The 22,508-nt window shown below is 33.6% G+C and carries 19 protein-coding genes; 5 read left to right on the forward strand and 14 right to left on the reverse strand.

The window, feature by feature from the left end:
- Nucleotides 1–6 precede the first annotated feature (6 nt).
- From JE46_RS16025 to JE46_RS16035, 3 genes are all read right to left on the reverse strand, one after another.
- Nucleotides 7–1,221 carry a glycoside hydrolase family 88/105 protein gene (locus JE46_RS16025; RefSeq protein WP_031456291.1) on the reverse strand — a complete coding sequence of 405 codons (1,215 nt, stop codon included), beginning with the start codon at nucleotides 1,219–1,221 and terminating at the stop codon, nucleotides 7–9.
- Between the two features lie 65 nt (nucleotides 1,222–1,286).
- Nucleotides 1,287–2,225, reverse strand: a complete 939-nt coding sequence (locus JE46_RS16030; RefSeq protein WP_031456292.1) for an alpha/beta hydrolase — start codon at nucleotides 2,223–2,225, stop codon at nucleotides 1,287–1,289.
- Between the two features lie 143 nt (nucleotides 2,226–2,368).
- Nucleotides 2,369–3,799 (reverse strand): glycoside hydrolase family 28 protein, encoded by a 1,431-nt coding sequence (locus tag JE46_RS16035; protein ID WP_031456293.1) that lies wholly within the window; start codon nucleotides 3,797–3,799, stop codon nucleotides 2,369–2,371.
- A gap of 285 nt (nucleotides 3,800–4,084) precedes the next feature.
- Here JE46_RS16035 and JE46_RS16040 point away from each other — a divergent pair, with 285 nt between their 5' ends.
- Together JE46_RS16040 and JE46_RS16045 are read left to right on the forward strand one after the other, a co-directional pair.
- A complete protein-coding gene (locus JE46_RS16040; RefSeq protein WP_031456294.1) occupies nucleotides 4,085–5,113 on the forward strand; it encodes a LacI family DNA-binding transcriptional regulator in 1,029 nt (342 codons plus the stop codon).
- Nucleotides 5,114–5,427: 314 nt separating this feature from the next.
- Nucleotides 5,428–6,456 carry a LacI family DNA-binding transcriptional regulator gene (locus JE46_RS16045; RefSeq protein ID WP_031456295.1) on the forward strand — a complete coding sequence of 343 codons (1,029 nt, stop codon included), beginning with the start codon at nucleotides 5,428–5,430 and terminating at the stop codon, nucleotides 6,454–6,456.
- 172 nt (nucleotides 6,457–6,628) lie between these two features.
- On the opposite strand, the gene JE46_RS16050 is transcribed toward JE46_RS16045, so the two are convergent.
- The 9 genes from JE46_RS16050 to JE46_RS16090 all read right to left on the reverse strand — a co-directional run bounded on the left by JE46_RS16050 (nucleotide 6,629) and on the right by JE46_RS16090 (nucleotide 17,604).
- Complete coding sequence (locus JE46_RS16050) at nucleotides 6,629–8,242, reverse strand: UxaA family hydrolase (protein WP_031456296.1); 1,614 nt, start codon at nucleotides 8,240–8,242, stop codon at nucleotides 6,629–6,631.
- 25 nt (nucleotides 8,243–8,267) lie between these two features.
- A complete protein-coding gene (locus tag JE46_RS16055; RefSeq protein ID WP_031456297.1) occupies nucleotides 8,268–9,710 on the reverse strand; it encodes a tagaturonate reductase in 1,443 nt (480 codons plus the stop codon).
- A 210-nt stretch (nucleotides 9,711–9,920) separates the two neighbouring features.
- Nucleotides 9,921–10,592 carry a bifunctional 4-hydroxy-2-oxoglutarate aldolase/2-dehydro-3-deoxy-phosphogluconate aldolase gene (locus tag JE46_RS16060; RefSeq protein ID WP_031456298.1) on the reverse strand — a complete coding sequence of 224 codons (672 nt, stop codon included), beginning with the start codon at nucleotides 10,590–10,592 and terminating at the stop codon, nucleotides 9,921–9,923.
- A gap of 7 nt (nucleotides 10,593–10,599) precedes the next feature.
- The gene (locus JE46_RS16065; RefSeq protein WP_031456299.1) at nucleotides 10,600–11,622 is read right to left on the reverse strand and encodes a sugar kinase; all 1,023 of its coding nucleotides are present in this window, start codon (nucleotides 11,620–11,622) and stop codon (nucleotides 10,600–10,602) included.
- 13 nt (nucleotides 11,623–11,635) lie between these two features.
- The gene (gene uxaC / locus JE46_RS16070) at nucleotides 11,636–13,042 is read right to left on the reverse strand and encodes a glucuronate isomerase (protein WP_031456300.1); all 1,407 of its coding nucleotides are present in this window, start codon (nucleotides 13,040–13,042) and stop codon (nucleotides 11,636–11,638) included.
- Nucleotides 13,043–13,069: 27 nt separating this feature from the next.
- Complete coding sequence (locus JE46_RS16075) at nucleotides 13,070–13,861, reverse strand: gluconate 5-dehydrogenase (protein ID WP_031456301.1); 792 nt, start codon at nucleotides 13,859–13,861, stop codon at nucleotides 13,070–13,072.
- Between the two features lie 5 nt (nucleotides 13,862–13,866).
- Nucleotides 13,867–14,706 carry a 5-dehydro-4-deoxy-D-glucuronate isomerase gene (gene kduI / locus JE46_RS16080; protein ID WP_031456302.1) on the reverse strand — a complete coding sequence of 280 codons (840 nt, stop codon included), beginning with the start codon at nucleotides 14,704–14,706 and terminating at the stop codon, nucleotides 13,867–13,869.
- Between the two features lie 88 nt (nucleotides 14,707–14,794).
- Nucleotides 14,795–16,111 carry an MFS transporter gene (locus tag JE46_RS16085; protein WP_031456303.1) on the reverse strand — a complete coding sequence of 439 codons (1,317 nt, stop codon included), beginning with the start codon at nucleotides 16,109–16,111 and terminating at the stop codon, nucleotides 14,795–14,797.
- Between the two features lie 47 nt (nucleotides 16,112–16,158).
- The gene (locus JE46_RS16090; protein WP_031456304.1) at nucleotides 16,159–17,604 is read right to left on the reverse strand and encodes an MFS transporter; all 1,446 of its coding nucleotides are present in this window, start codon (nucleotides 17,602–17,604) and stop codon (nucleotides 16,159–16,161) included.
- A gap of 436 nt (nucleotides 17,605–18,040) precedes the next feature.
- Here JE46_RS16090 and JE46_RS16095 point away from each other — a divergent pair, with 436 nt between their 5' ends.
- The 3 genes from JE46_RS16095 (at nucleotide 18,041) to JE46_RS16105 (ending at nucleotide 20,479) form a co-directional block, all read left to right on the forward strand.
- Nucleotides 18,041–18,985, forward strand: a complete 945-nt coding sequence (locus JE46_RS16095; RefSeq protein WP_031456305.1) for an alpha/beta hydrolase — start codon at nucleotides 18,041–18,043, stop codon at nucleotides 18,983–18,985.
- Nucleotides 18,986–19,066: 81 nt separating this feature from the next.
- The gene (locus JE46_RS16100) at nucleotides 19,067–19,366 is read left to right on the forward strand and encodes an ArsR/SmtB family transcription factor (RefSeq protein ID WP_031456306.1); all 300 of its coding nucleotides are present in this window, start codon (nucleotides 19,067–19,069) and stop codon (nucleotides 19,364–19,366) included.
- A 6-nt stretch (nucleotides 19,367–19,372) separates the two neighbouring features.
- Entirely contained in the window at nucleotides 19,373–20,479 is a 1,107-nt protein-coding gene (locus tag JE46_RS16105) for an NADH:flavin oxidoreductase (RefSeq protein ID WP_031456307.1), read from the forward strand.
- A gap of 107 nt (nucleotides 20,480–20,586) precedes the next feature.
- Here the strand turns inward: JE46_RS16105 and JE46_RS16110 are convergent, their stop codons facing one another.
- Together JE46_RS16110 and JE46_RS16115 are read right to left on the reverse strand one after the other, a co-directional pair.
- On the reverse strand, nucleotides 20,587–21,720 hold the full coding sequence (locus JE46_RS16110) for an acyltransferase family protein (RefSeq protein ID WP_031456308.1): 1,134 nt from the start codon (nucleotides 21,718–21,720) through the stop codon (nucleotides 20,587–20,589).
- 104 nt (nucleotides 21,721–21,824) lie between these two features.
- Nucleotides 21,825–22,472 (reverse strand): DUF1349 domain-containing protein, encoded by a 648-nt coding sequence (locus tag JE46_RS16115; protein ID WP_031456309.1) that lies wholly within the window; start codon nucleotides 22,470–22,472, stop codon nucleotides 21,825–21,827.
- Nucleotides 22,473–22,508: the final 36 nt, after the last annotated feature.

Below are 22,508 nucleotides of genomic sequence, written 5' to 3' on the forward strand. Positions count from 1 at the left end.
AAAATTCTATTTATCTAATTCTATTGCTGCCAGCAGAAAAGCTCCTAATCCATGAGAATTATCGGTAACAATTCTTTCGCTCATATAATATTCGAATGAACCGTCTCTGTAAGGATTCCCTCCTAATCCCGCACTTCCACATACTTGGGTAATGTGGACTTCACCATTTTTATCTACTTTAATAACATTCTTTATTAATCCATTAAAGCCTTTATTGGCAATTTTTTCAAATTTAAGAGGCAAATAATCTTTGTGTACTCCTTTAGCAAGCGCATACACGAGCATTGAAGAACCTGACGATTCTAAATAATTCCCTTTTTGCTTTTGCAGATTTGGAATTTGATACCATAAACCGGATTTATCCTGATATTTGCTTACTGCAATTGCTAATTCATTTAGATAACCTATCAATTCACTACGTTTTGGATGATCCTTGGGAAAATAATCTAATGCATCAACTAACGCCATTCCATACCATCCAAGAGCTCTCAACCAAATATGAGGAGCCGTTCCTGTTTCTTTATTAGCCCAAGGCATTTGTTTACTTTCGTCCCAAGCGTGAAAATACAAATCTGTTTTTTCATCAAATGTATGTTTGTGAAGAAGTTCAAATTGATGAGCTACATCGTTTAATTTTTCACCTTTCTCAAATTCGGCCGTATATCTTGCATAAAAAGGCTCTGCCATATACAAACCGTCTAACCACATTTGATTAGGATAGATTTTTTTATGCCAAAACCCTCCAGATGGTGTTCTTGGGTAGTCATCAAAATTATTCCTTAATGTTTTTAATGCTGTCAGGTATTTTCCTTCTTTTGTTTTATAGTATAAATCAAAAAGTATTTTACCTGCATTTATATTATCAAGACTATGATTTTCAGGATTAAACTTTTTGATTCCACCAATTTCATCAATAAACACATCCGCATATTCTTTTACGTAGTCATAATATTTCGCATTGTTTGTGTTACTATATAGTTTCTGGTAGGCCGTCAAAATCATACCAATTTTATAATCCCATTTCGGTGCTTCGTGGTTATCAATTTTCCATGCTTCTGGGTGTCTTTTAATTATTGATAATGCCATTCTTTCTGACCATTTTAAATTATCAGAAATAACAATCTGACTCTGATCTATATTCTGCGCAATTACTTTCCCAGAACAAAGAAGCAACAGAATAATTACGTTTTTATAGAAATTAATTTTTTGAGAAATTATCATGTTGTTAATATTTAATTTTAGAATTTAATGTTTCAACTACTACTTCCTAATCGCTTCTCATATTTTTAAAAAATTTTATCCAAAAAGCGGGTTGCATAAAGAACTGTTTCATCAAACCAGGGATTAAAAAACCAAAATGAATGAGGAGAATCTTTAATTGTGTGAAACTCGTTATAAATATTATTCTGATTTAAAATCGCAATCATATCGTTCCTTCCTGCATGAAATCTATCAATACTGCTATTTATAAATAATATTGGCGGTGTGTTTTTATCTGTGTGTGTTAAAGCAGAAGCATTTCTCCAATTTTCAGGATTCTCTGTCGAAGTCCCCTTCAACCAAAAAGCTGCCATTTCTCCCTCAGAAGATTCTGGATGTTTAAAAGCTAAAACGCCGTCTATATCAATAATTGCATTTACTTTTGATGAATATTTGCTTTTATTCTGAACATCGTCAAAATCTGGATTATCATTTGTTGTTCCAATCAAAGCTGCCATTTGCCCTCCTGAAGAACATCCTAAAACAGCAATCCTATTTGGGTTTACTTTAAATTTTTTAGCATTATTTTTTATAAACCTAATTGCATTTTTAACATCAAGAATTCCTTCTGGATATTTAGCTTCTAATGACAATCTGTATTCTATTGCAAAACAAGAATAACCTTTTGAAGCAATTTCCTGCGCCAAAGCCTTCATCTGACTCTTATTACCGGATCTCCAGCCTCCGCCATGAATCATGATTACAGCAGGGTTTCTTTTTTTAATTGTACTAAAATATGCATCCAAATGTAATGGTCTGTTTTTATTATCATTATAAACAACGTCATTAATTTGATTAACATTATTATTTTTTACTTCTTCAGTTATTTTTATGAAAGGATACTTTTTTATCAATTTAGTATAAGTAGCTACTATAGTATACGAACTATCCACAGGATAAGTACTTTGCCCCAAAATAGCATTTGATAAAAAAAACAACAATCCTACTGACAAAATGTTCTTCATAACTAACAAAACTTAGTTAAGAAAGAAATTCGATACTTTATCAAACTCATTTTTAAACTAATTCAACAAATAAAACAAACAATCCTAAAACTAAAATTTAATAAAAATTCGCCATTTAAACTAATTACAGAGAGTTCTTAAACTTAATTTTTGATGGATTCAACCTTTTTTCCATTGATGTAAGTATTTATAAAATTAAAATTCTTTACATTTTTCAATAAATAAATTGAATCTGCTTTTTCAATATTAACATTTTTAAGTACAATATTTTCTACCGGCGACTCTTTATATCCTTCTGCCCAAACACCATATTTTCCAGCCTCTTTTACTTTCACGTTCTCCAAAATTACATTTCTTATAACCGGAATAAAATTTCCTGTCTGCGAACCGTATACATTATAAAACATGTTTAATTTCAAAACGCATTCTTTAACAGTACCTACATCCAAATTTCTAACGTAAACATCTTCAATTACTCCTCCTCGTTTAGAATTTGTTTTAATACGTATTGCCCTGTCAAGATTTGGACTATCCATAATACAATTTTCTACAAAAACATTATTAACACCTGCAGATATTTCACTGCCAATAACAACACCTCCATGACCATCAATCATTTTACAGTTTTGTACTATTATATTTTTGCTTGGTAACGCAACTCTTCTTCCGTCAGCATCCCTACCAGATTTTATAGCAATGCAATCGTCTCCGGTATTGAAAATACAATTTTTTATAATTACATTTTGTGAGTATTCAGGATCACATCCATCATTATTTGGACCATGACTATTTACTGTAACACTGTCAATAATTATGTTATTGGATTTCATTGGATGCAAAATCCAAAAAGGAGCATTGATAACCTTAACGTCTTTTATTAAAACAGTATTACATTCAAAAAACTCAATGAAATTAGGTCGCAAATAACGTCCTTCTCCAAAAATTCTTTCTTCTACCGGAACACCCTTTTCAGCCATATCAACTAAAACTTCACGATTGGCAGGATCATTTTGAGATGGAATTCCCTTTTCCCATCCATAACTTTTACCACCTGACCAGACCCACCAATTAGCAGAATTGGCCTGACCATTCAAAGTGCCTTTACCAGTTATAGCTACATTGGTTTTATTTTTAGCGTAAATAAGAGGGGAATAATTCATCAACTCTGTTCCTTCCCAAGAAGTATGAACTATTGGATAATCTTTTGGATTTGTACTAAACAGAATTTCAGCATTATCTTCTAAGTGTAAATTTACATTGCTCTCCAAATGTATTGCTCCTGTCAAGAATTTACCAGTCGGAACAATTACTTTTCCCCCGCCATTTTCAGCACATGCTTTTATCGCTTTTTCAAAAGCTACGGTATTAATTGTTACTCCATCAGCAATTGCGCCATAATCTATAACATTATAACTATTCTCTAAAAATTTAGCCTGAGGAATACTTTTAACAATCAAATCCATTCTTTCCCACGGGGAATTTGAAGCATCGGTAACCTTGCCACCGCATGACAGAAAAAGAGAAGTTATAACAAGAAAAATTGAATTACACTTTAAGCTTTCAAAAACATTCATTTGTGAAATATTTCCATTATAAAAATAAGATTACATCGATTATGTAATCGATTACACGAAAATAGAAAAATAGATTGAATACAACAAATTTATTTCTATATAATTTATGTATTCAATTTTAATTATAAAATTAATTTACACTTATTGTAAAAAAACACATAATTTTTTATTATTGTTCCATTGTTTTAAATCAAAAAAAGAATTTAGGTAATCGATAACATTTTATCTTGGGATATCCAAAAAAAATGTATTTTTGTGTTAAAATAATCAAAATATTTTTTTTGAATGAGTGAGAAAATAACCATATATGATATTGCCAAAAAGCTAAACATCACTGCAGCAACGGTTTCGAGAGCCTTAAATAATAATCCGAAAATAAAAGACAGTACAAGAGAATTGGTACTTGAAACAGCCGCTTCGATGAATTACAAACAAAACAAATTGGCTCTGGCTTTAAAAAGTGGGAAAAGTAATAACATAGGGGTTATTGTTCCTCGTATTGACAGTAATTTTTTCGCATCTGTCATTAGAGGAATTGAAGAAGAACTTTATCCACACGGCTATCAGGTTATTATTTGTCAAACTCATGAAAATCCTAAAAGAGAAAACGAAAACCTTTACACATTAATAGATGCACAAGTTGATGGCATTATAATGTCAGTTACCGATGTTACTAATGAAAATGATAATGCTTTTCATAATGTGTTAGAAAAAAATGTCCCGTTGATATTCTTTGACAGAAGCAAACATATAGATGGTGTAAGTTCAGTAACCATTAATGACTTTAAAGGGGGATACATTGCCACAAAACAATTAATTAATCAAGGATGTAAACATATTGCGCATTTATCTGGTGATCAATCATTGGAAATTTTTAAAAATAGATTTTTGGGATACAAACAAGCTTTATTGGACAACGGAATCACATTTAACGAAAAATATGTTATTCAGTCTAAAAGTAGTCTTGAAGCTGGAAAAGAAGCAATAGATATTTTATTAGAACTTGAAACTCCACCTGATGCTGTATTCTCATCAAGTGATTTTGCTGCACTGGGAGTTATACAGGAATTAAAAGAAAGAAACATAAATATCCCGAACGAGTTTTGTGTAGCAGGTTTTAGTAATGAACCATTTACCAAGTTTATGGAACTTTCTATAACTTCAGTAGATCAGTCACCACTGGAAATGGGAAGAATGTCTGCAAGAGTTTTTCTGGAACAAGTTGACAAAACAGAAACCATTAAAATTGAAAAAAAAGTAGTTTTGGCTCCTGAATTGCATATTCGTAAATCTTCAACAAGAATAAACTCTTAGTTTTACCACTAATTAATTATAGTTTTAATCTTAACCAACATTAGAGATAAAAAACATAAATACATGACAAATAACCAGTTATATCATTAAAACCTATTTATTTTTATTTTCTACTAATTTATTTAGTAATATACTTTTTGTATTAATTTTTTTTTATAAAAATAGTTTCCTTTATCACAAAATTATAAGTAAAACATTCTATTATTACTAGATAATTAATCTTACAAATGTTATTTTAGTAATCGATAACAATTTACATTGAATTATTCAAAAAAAAGGTATTTTTGTGAAAAAATAATCAGATAAATTTTTGAATGAGCGAGAAAACCACTATTTACGATATTGCCAAAAGACTTAATATTACTGCTGCTACGGTCTCAAGAGCATTAAATAATAGCCCTAAGATCAAAAAAAGTACACGCGAACTAGTTCAGGAAACAGCTGATTTAATGAACTATAAGCAAAATAAATTAGCTTTGGCCTTAAAAAGCGGAAGAAGCAATAATATAGGAATTATAGTTCCTCGTGTTGATAATAATTTTTTCGGAACTGTAATTAGAGGAATTGAAGAAGAACTTTATCCTCATGGCTATCATGTAATTATTTCACAAACTCATGATGATCCAAAAAGGGAAAATGAAAATCTATATGCTTTAATAGATGCACAGGTAGATGGTATTTTAATGTCTGTTACAGATGTTAGTGATCAAAACTATGATGCATTTTTGAACGTATTAAAAAAAAATGTCCCCTTAATTTTCTTTGATAGAAGCAGAAACATTGATGGAGTTAGCTCTGTGACAATTAATGACTTCAAAGGTGGATATCTTACAACAAAACATCTAATTCATGAAGGATGTAAACACATTGCTCATTTTTCCAGAGATCAATCTCTTGACATATTCAAAAATAGATTTTTAGGATATAAACAAGCTTTACTAGATAGCGGAATACCTTTTAAAGAAGAATATGTCATCCCTATTAAAAGTAGTGTAGAATCAGGAAAAGAGGCAATAGATATTTTATTACAACTTGAACCCCCTCCAGACGCTATATTTTCTTCAAGTGATTTTGCTGCATTAGGAGCTATTCAGGAATTAAAAGAAAGAAATATAAGTATCCCTAATGACTTTTGCGTGGCTGGATTCAGTAATGAGCCTTTTACTAAGTTCATGGAACTCTCCATAACTTCAGTAGATCAGTCTCCACTCGAGATGGGAAGAATGACAGCACGTGTTTTCTTAGAACAGGTAGACAAAACCGACGCCATTAAAATCGAAAAAAAGGTAGTTCTTGCTCCTGAATTACACATTCGTAAATCTTCAACAAGAACTACCTTTTAAATTTTTCTACCATATAAGTTATATAAGTTCATTTTACTTTTACGCATAATAGCAAAAATACTCAAAAGTACATTTAGATTCAAAAATCAAAAGGCAGCTCTAAATTGAGCTGCCTTTTTTACTAAACATAGTGTATAAAATTAACTTAATATAACTTATATGGCGGAAAATTTTATAAAGAAACTCCTCTTTTCCAAGGAATAAATACATCTTGTTTCAGTTGATCTGCTTTTGTTTCTACGTTTCCGCTTGCCAATTCTATAATATAATCTACGATTTCTGCTCCAACTTCGGTAATGTTTTTTTCACCAGTAATCACAGTTCCAGCATTGAAATCGATGATATCCGACATTCTGTTAGTTAATGCCGTGTTTGAAGCAATTTTCACAACGGGTGCAACTGGATTACCCATCGGATTTCCTAAACCTGTGGTAAACAAAACAACTGTTGCTCCCGCTCCAACTAATCCTGTGGTACATTCGGCGTCATTTCCTGGTGTATTTAGAAGATTTAACCCTGGTTTTGAAATATATTCACCGTAATCTAAAACATCTACGATAGGTGCAGTTCCACCTTTTTTAGATGCACCGGCAGATTTCATGGCATCGGTAATTAATCCGTCTTTAATATTTCCTGGAGACGGGTTCATATCAAACCCTGAACCTGCATCTACAACTGATTTTTCAAAAGCTTTCATCAAAGATAAAAACTTGTCTGCCTTTTCTTCATCCACACATCGGTTCATCAATTCTTGTTCAACGCCACATAATTCCGGAAACTCTGCCAAAATAGTTTTCCCTCCTAAAGCTGCGAAAATATCGGAAACAACTCCTAATGCCGGATTAGCAGAAATTCCTGAAAATCCATCAGATCCACCACATTCCAAACCAATACTTATTTTTGAAACAGGAGCAGGTTTACGCTCGATTTTATTAGCTCTTTTAATGGCTTCATAAGAATCTTTAATCACCATTTGAAACATTTTATCGGTAGTACCAATTTGTTGTTGCTCATAGATCAAAATTTCTTTATCACAATTCGGACTTATTTCTTTCAATGCGTTTTTGAAAATCTCTACTTGCAAATTTTGGCAACCTAAACTTAAAACAGTTGCACCGGCAACATTTGGATTGTTTACATATCCAGCAAGCAGTTTTGCCAACAACTCCGAATCTTGTCGAATTCCACCACAACCACCTTGATGATTAATGAATTTAACTTCAACATTATCTAAAAGATTTTCATTTGATTTTCTATCAGCAACTTCTTCTACGCTTTTTTCTTCAATTAAAGAACGTAATAAATTTTTATAAGAAACTTCTTTTTTTGGCAATAATTCGTTTTCAAAAATATCTTTCAGTTTTTCGATATTTTTGTTTTCACAAAAAACCAATGGAATAAACAACCATACATTTTTGGTCCCAACTTGTCCATCAGCACGGTGGTATCCGTTGAAAGTTTTATCTTTCCAACGATCTATATTTGGTGGAGTCCAACCTAAACTTCCAGTTTTACGAAAAACTTTTTCACTTTGATGTTTTACATTTTCGGTGGTAATTACTTCTCCTTTTTTTACAGGTTCTACAGCTTTTCCTACCAAAACGCCATACATTATAATTTCATCACCAATTGCAAAATCTTTCTCTGCGATTTTATGTTTTGCTTTAACATCAGTTGTTGGTGAAACTGTAGTTCCTTCAAATGTAATTTGTTCGTTTTGTACCAAATCGGTTAAAGCGACAATTACGTTATCTATTGGATTTACTTTTATTAATTTCTTTTGCATGATAATAATTTTAAAAAGGTTTTAATTAGTTTTTAGCGCTGAAATTAGCATAACCTTTTTCAATTCCGTTAGCTTCAATTTCAGTTAAAGCTACTACTAATGCTTCAGACAGACCGTTAATTTTTGTTAAATCTTCACCCCAAAAATCTGTGTTAGCTAAAACAGCAGCTACAACAGAATCTAAAGCTCCTAATTGCCATGCATTTTTAAATGCTTCAACTAATTCCGGAGTATCTTTTACAGGCAATACTTCACCGTTCCATGTTCCTTTGTAAAACTGGATTAAAGAAGCTAATGAAAAAGTCAGACTTACAGGCAGTTTTTTGTTTGTATTATAATATCCTAATAAACTAGGTAAAACTCTTACTTTGAACTTTGAGATAGAATTTAAAGCAATATCAGCCAATGCGTGTTTGATAAATGGATTTTTAAAACGATCCATTACTTCTTCAGAATAGGCCGTGATTTCATTTTTGTCCATAGCAAGGGTTTCGCTGATTTCACTGATAACATTGTCTACAAATTTCCCGGTAAAATCTCCATTAACAGTCTCCATTACTAACTTGTTACCATACAAAAGCGACGTAGGAACCATTGCTGTATGTGCACCATTCAAAATACGAACTTTGATCATTTTGAAAGGACGTATATCATCAACGATTTTCACATTCAAATCCGTTTTATGAAAAGGAAGCTTTTGTTTTAAATCTTCACCACCTTCGATAGCCCAAAGGAAAAATGGTTCAGCAGCAACAATTAAATTATCCTGATAATCTAATTTGCTGTTGTAATCTTCAATTTCAGCTCTTGGATATCCTGGTACAATTCTGTCAACTAAAGTACTGTGATACGTACACGCTTCTGAAACCCATGTTTTAAATGAATCCTCTAATTTCCATAAATCACAATATTGTAAGATACATTTTTTCAGCGTTTCTGAGTTATAATCAATCAATTCACATGGAATGATAGTCAGTCCTTTTGAAGCATCTCCATTGAAATGTTTAAATCTTTCGTGTAACAAAACCGTCAACTTTGCAGGGAATGCTGCTGGCGGTTGCATATCCGGAGTATCTGTATCAAGAAATTCAATTCCAGCTTCAGTAGTATTTGAAACAATAAATTGAAGTTCTTCTTCTTTTGCTAATGCTAAATAATCTGCAAAATCATTATATGGATTTATAGATTTTACAATATTAGAAATTAACTGAATATCTTGTATTTTTTCCCCTTTTTTAATGCCGTTCATAAACAAAGTATAAAGACCATCCTGATCGTTAATCATGTTTACCATACCATCTTTCAATGGCTGAACAATTGCAATACCGGCATTGAAATCAACTTCATTGTTTAATCTTTGAAAAGCATAATCAACGAAAGCTCTTAAAAAGTTACCTTCTCCAAACTGAACTACTTTAATTGGATTTAATTTTTCTAATCCTGTATTTACTCTATTTAATTTTTTCATTTTAAATCTTCTCTTAAAAGTGTTATAAATAACCTCATTAATCCCTTATCCGTTTTTTATTGTAAAAGAAACATTACACTTGTAAAGATTAAAATAAAGCTTGCTGTGAGGAGTGACAAGCTTTATTTTTCAAGCGTAATGTTCAATTACAACCTTTAAAACTCTAAAAAAAACTGCTTTACAATAAGGAACAAACTAATTATTCCTTATTTATTTTTTTCTGATATCTTTTATGATGTTCAACACATCACTTACTTTATTTTTTAATCCTTCAAAATCCTGCTTATCCAGCAAATCCTTTGAAATCAATTGTGATCCAAGACCCACACAGGTAGCACCCGCATTTAACCATGAAGATAAACTTTCTACAGTTGGATAAACGCCTCCTGTTGGCATAATAGTCGTCCAAGGACAAGGTCCTTTTATTGCTTTAATAAACTCTGGTCCGTAAATATCCGCAGGAAACAATTTTACCACTTCGCAGCCTAATTCTTCTGCTCTTGCAATTTCTGTCAGCGTTCCACAACCAGGCGACCATAACACTTTTCTACGATTACATGCTATTGCAATATCTTCCCTAAATACCGGAGTTACGATAAAATTAGCCCCAAGCTGCATGTATAATGAAGCTGCAGCAGCATCAGTAACAGAACCAACACCTAGCATCATTCCAGGCAATTCAGCCAGGGCGTATTTATTTAATGCTCCAAAAACCTCAAAAGCAAAATCACCTCTGCTTGTAAATTCCATTAATCTGGAACCTCCATCATAACACGCTTTTAATACTTTTTTACTGATTTCAATATCCGAATGAAAAAACAAAGGAACCATCCCGTTGTCTTTCATCGTCTGAGCTACTTCAATTCTTGAATACTTTGCCATACTTTATTTATCTTGATACTAATCCGGCAGAGTTTCCTCCTGCCATGTTTTCAACTTCTTTTAATGTAACTAAATTGTAATCTCCGGCAATTGTATGTTTCAAGCAACAAGCAGCTACTGCAAAATCTAATGCCTTTTGTTTATCCTCTTTATACTCAACTAATCCGTAGATTAATCCTCCCATAAATGCATCACCGCTACCTACCCTGTCAATTACAGGAGTTACTTCCTGTACAGCAGCATTAAAAATGGTTTTCCCGTCAAATAAAACACCTCCGATTCTTTGATGAGAAGCACTAACGGAATAACGTAATGTAGTTGCCACAGTTTTTAAGTTCGGACAAAGCTCATATAACTTAGAATATAAAGCCGGTAATGATTTTTCGTCTTGATAATCCGGGTTTACTTTAGGGATTCCTAACATAAAATAAGCTGTATCAATGTCTCCTAAAATAACGTGACTGTATTTTAATAACTCAGGCATAACCTCGCTTGGTGTTTTGCCATATTGCCATAATTTTGATCTATAATTCAAATCACATGAAATGGTCAATCCTAATTCATGCGCTATCTGAACTGCTTCCAGACAAGCTTCTGCAGCACTTTGAGAAATTGCAGCTGAAATTCCGCTAAAGTGGAACCAGGTAGCACCTTCAAGTACTTTTTTCCAATCAATATCTCCTTTTTGAATCGTTGCCATCGAGCTATGCGCGCGATCGTACACCACATTGCTTCCTCTGGTTCCTGCTCCTGTTTCTAAATAGTAAGTCCCTAAACGTTCTCCGCCGTAAACAATACTTTTAGATTCAACATTCATTTTACGCATTTCCTGCACTGCGCAGTAACCAATTTCGTTTTCAGGCAATCTGGTAACAAACTCTGCATTAATTCCGTAATTCGCCAAAGAAACACAAACGTTAAATTCACCTCCGCCATAAGACGCTGTAAACGCTTTAGCCTGAGAAAAACGCAAATGCCTTTCTGTAGAAAAACGCAACATTATTTCGCCGAATGCAACTACTTTACTCATTATCAATATTTAATTAAAATTTAAAATATTCTTTTGCATTATTATATGAAATATCAGAAACCATTTTTCCAATCCATTCCATATCTGCAGGAAGTTCACCTCTTTGAATTTCGTCTCCAAGAAGATTACAAAGAATACGTCTGAAATATTCATGTCTTGGGAAAGATAAGAAACTTCTTGAATCTGTCAGCATTCCAACAAAACAGCTAATTAATCCCATGTTTGATAGGGCGTTTAATTGTTTAGTCATTCCGTCTTTCTGATCCAAAAACCACCATCCTGATCCAAACTGTACTTTTCCTCTAACACTTCCGTCGTTAAAGTTACCAATCATGGTAGCCATCACTTCGTTATCAGCAGGATTTAAGTTATAAATAATCGTTTTTGTTAATTTATCTTTACTGTCTAATGCATTTAAGAAAGCAGATAATTTTTGAGCCTGTGGATAATCTCCGATAGAATCCCAACCTGTATCCGGTCCTAAAATTCTGTGCATACGCGCATTATTATTTCGCAAAGCTCCTAAGTGAAACTGCTGAACCCATCCTAATTCATGGTATGTTTCAGACAAAAACAACAATACAGCACTTTGGAATTTCAACGCTTCTTCCGGAGTTATTGTTTGATTTTCTCTTTTCTTTTTGAAAATTGCATTTACTTCAGATTCAGTAAAGTTCTCAAAATAAATCTGATCTAAACCGTGATCACTTAACTTACATCCGTTTGCACTAAAGAAATCAATTCTTTTTCTTAATGCAGAAAGTAAATCAGCATAAGTATTGATTGCTACTCCGGACACATCCCCCAATGTGTCCAGATAAGCATTGTAACCGTCATTTGAAATCAAAATAGCTTTATCAGGCCTGAAAGCCGTGCTCATTTTAGTTTCAAAAGGATTACTGTTTAATTTTTGGTGAAACTCTAAAGTATCAATTGGATCTTCAGTAGTACAAACCAGTTCAGCATTTACTTTTTTAAGCAAATTGCGTGTACTGTATTCTGCTGAATTTACTTTTGCAGAAGCTTCCTCATATATTCTTTCAGCTGATTTTTCATTTAGCAAATCGTAGATATCAAAATAACGCGCTAATTCTAAGTGAGTCCAGTGATACAAAGGATTACGCATTGTATACGGAACCGTTTTTGCCCAATTCAGAAATTTATCTTTATCGGAACCATTACCTGTAATAAACTGCTCATTAACTCCTAATGTACGCATTGCACGCCATTTGTAGTGATCTCCGTTTATCCACACATTTGTGATATTATCAAAAATTTTATCTTCGGTAATAAACTGTGGATTTAAGTGATTGTGATAATCAATAATTGGCTGATTTTTTGAATAATTATGATATAATTCTTCAGCGTATTTATTTTCAAGTAAAAAATTATCGTTTATGAATGTTTTATTAGAGCTCATGTCTTATTTTAAAATATAATTTGAAAATTATTCTTCGTTGGATGGTTTTCCGATTGTTGCAAGAATTCCTCCATCAACATACAAAATGTGACCATTAACAAAATCACTGGCTTTTGATGACAAAAATATTGCAGCTCCAGCTAAATCACTTGGATCTCCCCATTTCGCAGCAGGTGTTCTGCTGATGATAAAATCGTTAAAAGGATGTCCATCAACTCGTATTGGCTTAGTTTGCTCAGTAGCAAAATAACCAGGTCCGATTCCGTTAATCTGAACATTGTATTTAGCCCATTCTGTCGCCATATTTTTAGTCAGCATTTTCAAACCTCCTTTTGCAGCAGCATAAGCAGAAACAGTATTTCTTCCTAATTCACTCATCATAGAGCAAATATTGATGATTTTCCCTTGTCTTCTTTCGATCATTCCTTTAGCAACATGCTTAGAAACAATAAATGGACTCACTAAATCTATATCAATTACTTCTCTAAAGTCAGCAACTTCCATATCGATTAGCGGGATTCTTTTAATAATTCCGGCGTTGTTGATTAGAACATCAATAGGTCCAACTTCAGCTTCAATTTTTTGGACAGCGTTTTTAACTTGTTCTTCCTCTGTTACATTAAATTTATATCCAACAGCATTGATTCCTTCACTTTGAAGTTCTTTTACTGCAGCATCAATTTTTTCCTGAGAAGAATTTCCGTTTACAACAATTGTTGCTCCGGCCTGACCTAATCCTTTTGCCATTGCCATTCCCAGACCATGAGTACTTCCTGTGATAAGGGCAACTTTTCCTTTTATATCAAATAAATTTGTCATGATTCTTATCTTAAATCAGTGATTTTACAAACATCCATATCTCCGTAATCTAAGTTCTCACCAGCCATTCCCCAGATAAAAGTATAATTACTTGTTCCGGAACCCGAGTGAATAGACCAGGGCGGAGAAATTACTGCCTGATGATTGTTCATCCAGATATGTCTTGTTTCCTGAGGCTGTCCCATAAAATGGCATACCGCCTGATTTTCCGGAATGTCAAGATAGAAATAAACCTCCATACGACGATCATGAACGTGTGCCGGCATTGTATTCCAAACACTTCCCGGACGTAATTCTGTCATTCCCATTTGTAATTGACAAGTAGTAACTACACTTCCAATAATCATTTGGTTTACGGTACGGTGATTTGCAGTTTCCATAGTACCCAATTGTAATTTATTCGCTTCTGCCAGACTTACTTTTACCGTTGGGTAAGTTGTATGTGCCGGTGCAGAGTTGATGTAAAATTTAGCCGGATTATTACTGTCATCACTTTTAAAAATAACCTCTTTGTTACCGCTACCGATATATAAGGCATCTTTAAATCCTAATTCATATACATTTCCTTCAACAATTACAGAACCATTTCCTCCAACATTAATAATCCCTATTTCTCTTCTTTCTAAAAAATATGGAGCTTTTAGGGGATCAATGGTTTCTAAAACTAAATCTCCTTTTACAGGAACAGCAGAACCTGTAATATATCTGTCATAATGAGAATAAACCAATACTACTTCATCTTCCTGCATCAAATCATCAATCAGGAATTCATTTCTCAATTCCTGAGTATCATATTTTTTAACAGCTTCTGGGCTTGATGCGTATCTGGAACTATATTTTGTCATATTTTTATTTTTAATGTAATCGATTGCACAAAATTATATTTTTATATTTAAATATCATAATACAAATGAAAATTTATTTGTGTAATTATTACACTTCTACTTTTTTCATTTTTGGAACTAAAATATGCATGATAAGCCAAGCTAATAAATAAGCACCTCCACAAATACAGAACATTATAAAGTATCCTGTTTCAATTTTACCGATTTTAGTAAAATAAACAAACATATTTTTTTGAACTACCGCGGTTAATAAAATTCCACCAACAGCTCCAAACATCCCCCCTATTCCTGTAACCGAAGCAGTTGCTTTTTTAGGAAACATATCGGACACAGTTGTAAAAATATTAGCACTCCAGGCCTGATGAGCCGAAACCGCTAAACCAATTACCAAAATAGCCCACCACATATTTATCGTTCCTAAATATTGAGAAAATAAAACCGGTAAAACTGCAAATGCATAAAGCAGCATACTTGTTTTACGAGCTTTATAAGCTGGCCAGTTTTTTTCAATTAATTTTAACGGAAGCCAGCCTCCAAAAATACTTCCAACACTTCCAATAACATAAACTAAAGCACATGGCCAAATAATTTCGGTAGTCGAAAGCTTATATTGTTTCATCAGAAAATCAGGCAACCAGAATAAATAAAACCACCAAACCGGATCTGTTAGCAATTTTCCAATTGCAAAGGCCCAGGTCTGACGAAAACTTAATAATTTCAACCAGGAAACTTTTTCAGTATCCTCTGCTTCAATCACATCAACTTTATCAGCATTTATATATTCCAGTTCCGCTTGTGATAATCTCTTTTGTTTTTGAGGCACTTCATAAAAAATAAACCACAAAATCAGCCATATAAACCCTATGACACCAGTTGCAATCAAAGCCCATTGCCAACCATAATTTTCAGCTATAAATGGTACCGATAAAGGAACAATGATAGCTCCAATATTACTTCCTGAGTTAAAAATTCCAGTTGCTAAAGCACGCTCTTTTTGAGGAAACCACTCGGCTGTTGCTTTGATAGCGGCAGGAAAATTTCCTGCTTCTGTAATCCCTAAAAATACACGCGCAATTATAAATCCCCCTGTACCCGTTGCTAAAGCATGACCAACTGCTGCTAAACTCCATAAACCGGTTGCTAATGCATAACCTAATTTTGTACCTAATTTATCAATAATCCCTCCTGCAACCAGCATACCTAATGCATAGGCGATTTTAAAAGCTATTTCTATATTAGAGTAATCGATTACTTCCTGTTCCGGAGTCCAATGAAAAGCTTCTGCAAGAAAAGGTCTTAAATAACTGATTACATTTCGATCTAAATAATTTACGGTTGTAGCAAAGAAAACTAAGCTACATATTGTCCAGCGATATTTTCCTATCGCTGCGTTGGTTTGGTTCATAATCTGGTTTGGTTTGGTTGGTTAATTAGTTAGCTTGTGTTAATCTTTTAAAGATCAGTAATCGGAGCATATTTAGGAACCAAAGATTTCATAACAATCCAGCCTGTCAAATAACATACTGCGCAAATTGAAAAAATGATAAAATACCCAGCCTCAATTCCCTGGAACCCCATAAAAGACATGTTTGTATCTTTACTGTAATCGAATAATAATCCGGAACCTTTATTAATTAAAGTAGAACCAATACCCCCTGCTAAACCTCCAATTCCAGTAATGGTTGCAATTGCTTTTTTAGGAAACATATCCCCAACTGTTGTAAAAATATTAGCCGACCATGATTGGTGAGCCGCACCTGCGATTCCTATAATAATTACCGGCACCCAGTAACTGATATACCCTAATGGCTGTGCAATCAACGCTAACAAAGGAAAAAAAGCAAAAATCAGCATCGCTCTCATTCTTCCCTCATATGGATTCATCCCTTTCTTTTCTACGAAATAAGTTGGAAGCCATCCACCAATAATTGACAATAAAGTAATCATGTACAATACAAATAATGGCAATGCCGCTTCAGTTGAATCCATTCCGTAAACAGAACTTAAATAAGCCGGAGTCCAGAATAAAAAGAACCACCAAACACCATCTGTCATAAATTTACCAAAAGCAAAAGCCCAGGTTTGTTTGTATTTAAAACAATCTGCAAGAGAAACTTTTGTTTTAGTTTCAGCTACATAGCCTTCTAATTTACTATCCGCAATATCATCCTGTTGTATATAAGCTAATTCTTCAGCACTAACTCTTGGGTGTTTTTCTGGTTTATCATACATAAAAACCCAGAAACCCATCCATACAAAACCTAAGGCCCCAATGATAATAAATGCCATTTCCCATCCGAAAGCCTTAGCAATAAACGGAATAGTAATCGGTGCAGCTAAAGCCCCAACGGTTGCCCCGGCATTAAAAATACTGGTTGAAAATGCTCTGTCTTTTTTAGGAAAATATTCTGCTGTTGTTTTGATTGCCGCAGGAAAGTTTCCGGCTTCACCAACTGCCAGGACAAAACGGGCAAAAATAAACAAGGTAACACTCACATTAATTACCAATGCAGTATCGTTAACTGTATGAATAGCGTCTTTTGCTCCTTCAAAACCTACAAACCAGTCTCCTGTAATAATTCCAGATGTCGCTATACCGCAAAAAGCATGCAAACAAGCTCCCAAAGACCAAATTCCAATAGCCCATAAAAATCCTTTTTTTGTATCTAACCAGTCTACAAATCTACCTGCGAACAATAAAGAGACAGCATAAAAAATAGAAAACAACGCAGTAATGTTACCATAATCATTGTTGGTCCAATGAAATTCCGGTGCAATAAAATCACTCCATGTTAACGAAAGAACTTGTCTGTCTAAATAATTAATGGTTGTTGCAAAAAACAACAATGCGCATATACTCCAGCGATAATTTCCAATAGATTTGTTGGTTTGACTCATAGTAACTATGTTTGTTTTGGTTATAAAACCTTTAAATTAATTTTAAAAACTGATATTTTCAATTTTATGTAAATCGATTTCGTTGATTATTTATAAAGTTTCAAAAGTATAATTAATTATAATAGAAACCTAAAAATGTAATCGATTGCACAAATATAAGTTTAAATACTTATATTCCAAATAAATTACTTATAAAATTATTTCATCCAACAAATTAAACATATATAGTAAAAAAACAGATGTAAAATTACATAATAAATAATACTTTTGTTAAATCAAACAATACATAAAACATTGATATAATACCAAATAAAACTTGTTTTTATAAAGTTTTATTATTGATTTCTCATTAAACAATCTGTCCTTTAAATTATTTACCAACCAATAACATAATACTCGTAGAGTACTAAGTATTTAAATCTAATTCGTTTAAAATTTGAAAACATTTACAGCAACTAATTTCAAAGAAACATTTTATTTATTCCTTTTTTTATTTGGAATCATCCCTAATTTACATTCTCAAATTGAAATTTTATCTCTTTGGAACAAAATACCGGATGAAATAAATGCTCCCGATTACAAAGAAAAAGAAGTTTTAAAAGAAGGCAAAATCCAAAGTACAAGCTTAGTTAGTGTCACAACATTAAGTGTGTTCATTCCTAAAGAAACAAAGCCTGATCAAACTGCAGTTGTTATTTTTCCGGGTGGCGGATATTCGCATTTATCAATGGATAAGGAAGGAACTAAAGTAGCAGAGTGGCTAAATAGCTTAGGAATTGTGGCTTTTGTTTTAAAATATCGATTACCCAGCGATTTAATTATGAAAAATAAATCCGTTGGACCTTTGCAAGATGCTCAGGAAGCAATTCGTTATGTTAGATCCAATGCATCCAAATGGAATATTGATCCGAATAAAATTGGCACGATAGGCTTTTCCGCCGGAGGGCATTTAGCATCAACACTAGCAACACATTTTGATGATAAAGTATATGAATCAAAATTTAACATGAGTGCCCGGCCAGACTTTTCAATTTTAATTTACCCGGTGATATCTATGGAAAACGGTATTACACATAAAGGTTCACAGACGAGCTTATTAGGTCAAAATCCATCTCAGCTTCTTATTGATAATTTTTCTAATGAAAAAAAAGTCACTTCACAAACGCCTCCGACATTTTTAGTGCATGCTTCAGATGATGGTGCTGTGAGACCTGAAAATAGCATTAATTATTATTTAGCATTAAAGAAAAACAATATTTCAGCCGAATTGCATATTTACGAAAAAGGCGGTCATGGATTTGGCTTAGGAGTAAAAGACACCAGTCAGTTTTGGAGCAATGACTGTAAAGAATGGCTCAAAATCAATCATTATATTTTCTAAAAACTAATCGCTTATCATAAAATTTATCTAAAATTATTTTTAATTAATTTACATATCGGGAAAAGTCGATATATTTGCAGTATGGAACAAGTAGAAATTTTTAAGGCATTGTCTAATAAGTCAAGATTACAAATGCTGGAATGGCTAAAAGAACCCGAACTCAACTTCCCGGATCAAATCACTGCAGGATTTGAACATGGCGTTTGTGTTGGTCAGATACAAGCCAAAGCAGGCCTTACTCAATCTACAGTTTCTGAATATTTGTCGATTTTACAACGTGCAGGTTTTATAGAATCTACGCGAGTTGGACAATGGACATACTACAAACGCAACGAAAGTGCCTTTGAAGCGCTCAGTAAATTAATTGAATCTAATTTGTAAATTATTATGAGTACAAACAGTTTGTTTTCTCCATTCGATCTGAAAACACTACATCTTAAAAACAGAATTGTGATGGCGCCAATGACGCGATCCTTTTCTCCAAACGGAACTCCAACCGAACATGTTGCTTCATACTATCAAAAAAGAGCTGAAGGTGAAGTGGGACTTATATTATCTGAAGGAACTGTTATTGACAGACCCTCCTCATCAAACGATGCCAATGTACCGCATTTTTATGGCAATGAGGCTTTAAAAGGATGGAAAAAAGTCATTGATGAAGTTCATGCAGCCGGAGGTCAGATGGGACCGCAAATCTGGCATATGGGAATCATGGACAATCATCACTCGGGATGGGTACCTCCTGTTCCTTTTGAAGGACCTTCCGGGTTTAATCGTCCTGATTTTAGAAATGGTATTGCCATGTCTGAAAAAGATATTGAAAACACTATTTTAGCTTTTGGAAAAGCGGCTGCTGATGCAAAAAGATTAGGTTTCGATACTATCGAAATTCACGGTGCGCATGGATATTTAATTGATCAGTTTTTTAGAGCCGAAACCAATCTCCGTGACGATATTTATGGAGGAAAAACACTTCCGGAACGTAACCGTTTTGCTATTGAAGTTGTAAAAGAAATCAGAAAACAAGTTGGTGAAGATTTTGCTGTAATTATGCGATTCTCTCAATTCAAGCCTTCTGATTACAATTACAAACTGGCTAAAAACCCTCAGGAATTAGAAGCCTGGCTTACTCCACTTGTTGATGCAGGAGTAGATATTTTACATTGCTCACAAAGAAGATTCTGGGAACCTGAATTTGAAGATTCGGATCTGAACTTTGCCGGCTGGGCTAAAAAAGTTACCGGAGCACCAACAATAACAGTAGGTTCAATCGGATTATCAAGTGATTTCTTCGGAGCTTTTGCAGGAGAAAGTTCTGAGCCAACTTCTTTGGAAGAATTAAACAGACGTTTCGACAGAGGCGATTTTGATTTGGCTGCCGTTGGAAGGCCTTTATTATCAGATCCGAATTGGGTTGCAAAAATTAAAGCAGGAAAAACGGATCAATTAAAAGGTTTCAGTAAAGAAGCTTTAGCAGAATTGGTTTTACAATGACAATTTATGTCTTAAATTCAGATGTAAAATGCATCTCAACGATCAAATAGAAAGGGATGAACTTTTAAACAGTTCATCCCTTTTTAAATTATTTTTATCCTCAAAAATTATTCAGCAGCAACAACTTTGCGCTTTTGAAATTTACTCTGCAGCCAGTTACGAACGGGTTCATCATACAATTTCAGACATAAATAAGCGAGTACAATACTGGCAACTAAAACTCCAATTCCTACTATGTATCCGTCCTCTAAAGAAATTTTATTATCTACAACCCAGGCTGTGTACCAATAGATCAACGGATAATGCGTGATATAAATCGGGTACGAAATATCACCTAAAACTTTGCAGATTTTAAGTGAAAACGGATTTTTTATTTCACCTCCTGCTCCAATTGACACTATCAAAGGAAATATCAGGATAATACAAAACGATTCATATAATCCGTTCATCCAAAGACTGTTTTTATCTCCAATTCTTGGCATCATCAGCACAATTGCTATCAATAAACTGCATACCCAGAAAGCACCTTTTATATGAATTAATTTTCCTAATCGGGAAAGCAAAATTCCGGCGAAAAAAGGATACAGTAAACGTGTAAATCCAACATTCATTTGTTCCAGATTCAGTGACCATCCTCCAATAACGTCTCCTTTTGGACCAAAAACTGTATAATTAATCAACATGCCTGCAAACAGCAACACAAAGATTCCTAAAACTTTATTAGAAAATTTTCGAAAGATTAAAGCGTAAAGAATATTCGCTATATATTCGAAAAAAAGCGACCAGGCAGGTCCGTCAAGCGGATGCATTTCACCCCATCCCCTAATCTCCATTGATGGCGGAACCGGAAGCAATGTAAAACCAATAATCATGGTTAAAATTACCTTCCAAGCCTCCATCCCGGCAATCATTGGAAACAAAATATCCGAAGCCTGAAAGTAATAGAATATGGCGCCAATAATCATTCCCATAATGACCATGGGCTGCAGGCGAATCAAACGACGTTTGTAAAATTCCCATTGTGTCATTTTCGCCCAACGATCATCATAAGCATAGGCTACAACAAATCCTGATAAAAGAAAAAAGAAATCTACGGCAAGATAACCGTGATTGATAATTTGCTTAAAACGGTTTCCGCCAGTAAAGGCTTCAAAAATATGAAAAGCGACTACTATAATTGCAGCTACTCCACGTAAACCGTCTAAAATTTCATAATGTTTTTTGGGTTTAATGTCGGTCATAAAATGGTCAATGGGTTACTGTTAGTTTTAATTAGGTTTTTGTAAATATAAAATTAATTGTGATATCATTCAATTTCCATATTTACAATTGATAATTTTGCCAGTTATTGGTGATTCTTTAACCATTCTAACCTGCGCTGATCCGGTAAATGAGTTACTTTGAAATTCTCGAATTTAGCTTCAAACCCTTTTCCGTCAGGTGAAGCGGCCATCAGACCTACCATCACCGGTGTATTATCCTGCAATGGTGCGTTTCTTGTCATTATATATTTTTTGTCATCGAAAGAGTAAAATACCTCAACAGCATCTAATCTTCTTACCACTTTTATCCATATAAATGGCGGCGCTTTTTCAAGCGTTGTTACGCTCCAGTCACTTTTATCATGTGTTACAACAGTACTTATGTTGAATTTTCCATCAACAAATTCAACTCCTGTTTTAATATAGTTTTTTTCATCAATTCGAATCATCAGACCCATTTGATCAAAACGTGCAATATAATTTCCGGTTAATTTTACTTTGGCTTCAAACTCACCTCCATAAGTTGCATAATAAAAAGGGGCATCATCAACCGTAAAACCGTAATGCGAAATACGCCAATAATCACTACCAGCGGTCACGTTCATAATTAAGGCATTGTTTTTAATTTCCCACTTTTCAGGTTCATTAAACCATTGCATTTTGTTCAGGCTTTGCGCCGAAAGGTTTTGTACTAAAAAGAATACTGCTGCAAATAAAGCTATTCGTTTCATAATTATTTTTTTTTATAAAAGTTAAACATTTTATAT

Origin of the sequence: Flavobacterium chungangense LMG 26729, from assembly GCF_000735715.2 — a bacterium.
Lineage (GTDB): Bacteria > Bacteroidota > Bacteroidia > Flavobacteriales > Flavobacteriaceae > Flavobacterium > Flavobacterium chungangense.

Excerpts from the sequence above, each read along its gene's own strand:
- JE46_RS16025 (WP_031456291.1), bottom strand. The coding sequence starts at position 1,221 with ATGATAATTTCTCAAAAAATTAATTTCTATAAAAACGTAATTATTCTG.
- JE46_RS16030 (WP_031456292.1), bottom strand. The coding sequence starts at position 2,225 with ATGAAGAACATTTTGTCAGTAGGATTGTTGTTTTTTTTATCAAATGCT.
- JE46_RS16035 (WP_031456293.1), bottom strand. The coding sequence starts at position 3,799 with ATGAATGTTTTTGAAAGCTTAAAGTGTAATTCAATTTTTCTTGTTATA.
- JE46_RS16040 (WP_031456294.1), top strand. The coding sequence starts at position 4,085 with ATGAGTGAGAAAATAACCATATATGATATTGCCAAAAAGCTAAACATC.
- JE46_RS16045 (WP_031456295.1), top strand. The coding sequence starts at position 5,428 with ATGAGCGAGAAAACCACTATTTACGATATTGCCAAAAGACTTAATATT.
- JE46_RS16050 (WP_031456296.1), bottom strand. The coding sequence starts at position 8,242 with ATGCAAAAGAAATTAATAAAAGTAAATCCAATAGATAACGTAATTGTC.
- JE46_RS16055 (WP_031456297.1), bottom strand. The coding sequence starts at position 9,710 with ATGAAAAAATTAAATAGAGTAAATACAGGATTAGAAAAATTAAATCCA.
- JE46_RS16060 (WP_031456298.1), bottom strand. The coding sequence starts at position 10,592 with ATGGCAAAGTATTCAAGAATTGAAGTAGCTCAGACGATGAAAGACAAC.
- JE46_RS16065 (WP_031456299.1), bottom strand. The coding sequence starts at position 11,622 with ATGAGTAAAGTAGTTGCATTCGGCGAAATAATGTTGCGTTTTTCTACA.
- uxaC (WP_031456300.1), bottom strand. The coding sequence starts at position 13,042 with ATGAGCTCTAATAAAACATTCATAAACGATAATTTTTTACTTGAAAAT.
- JE46_RS16075 (WP_031456301.1), bottom strand. The coding sequence starts at position 13,861 with ATGACAAATTTATTTGATATAAAAGGAAAAGTTGCCCTTATCACAGGA.
- kduI (WP_031456302.1), bottom strand. The coding sequence starts at position 14,706 with ATGACAAAATATAGTTCCAGATACGCATCAAGCCCAGAAGCTGTTAAA.
- JE46_RS16085 (WP_031456303.1), bottom strand. The coding sequence starts at position 16,111 with ATGAACCAAACCAACGCAGCGATAGGAAAATATCGCTGGACAATATGT.
- JE46_RS16090 (WP_031456304.1), bottom strand. The coding sequence starts at position 17,604 with ATGAGTCAAACCAACAAATCTATTGGAAATTATCGCTGGAGTATATGC.
- JE46_RS16100 (WP_031456306.1), top strand. The coding sequence starts at position 19,067 with ATGGAACAAGTAGAAATTTTTAAGGCATTGTCTAATAAGTCAAGATTA.
- JE46_RS16105 (WP_031456307.1), top strand. The coding sequence starts at position 19,373 with ATGAGTACAAACAGTTTGTTTTCTCCATTCGATCTGAAAACACTACAT.
- JE46_RS16110 (WP_031456308.1), bottom strand. The coding sequence starts at position 21,720 with ATGACCGACATTAAACCCAAAAAACATTATGAAATTTTAGACGGTTTA.
- JE46_RS16115 (WP_031456309.1), bottom strand. The coding sequence starts at position 22,472 with ATGAAACGAATAGCTTTATTTGCAGCAGTATTCTTTTTAGTACAAAAC.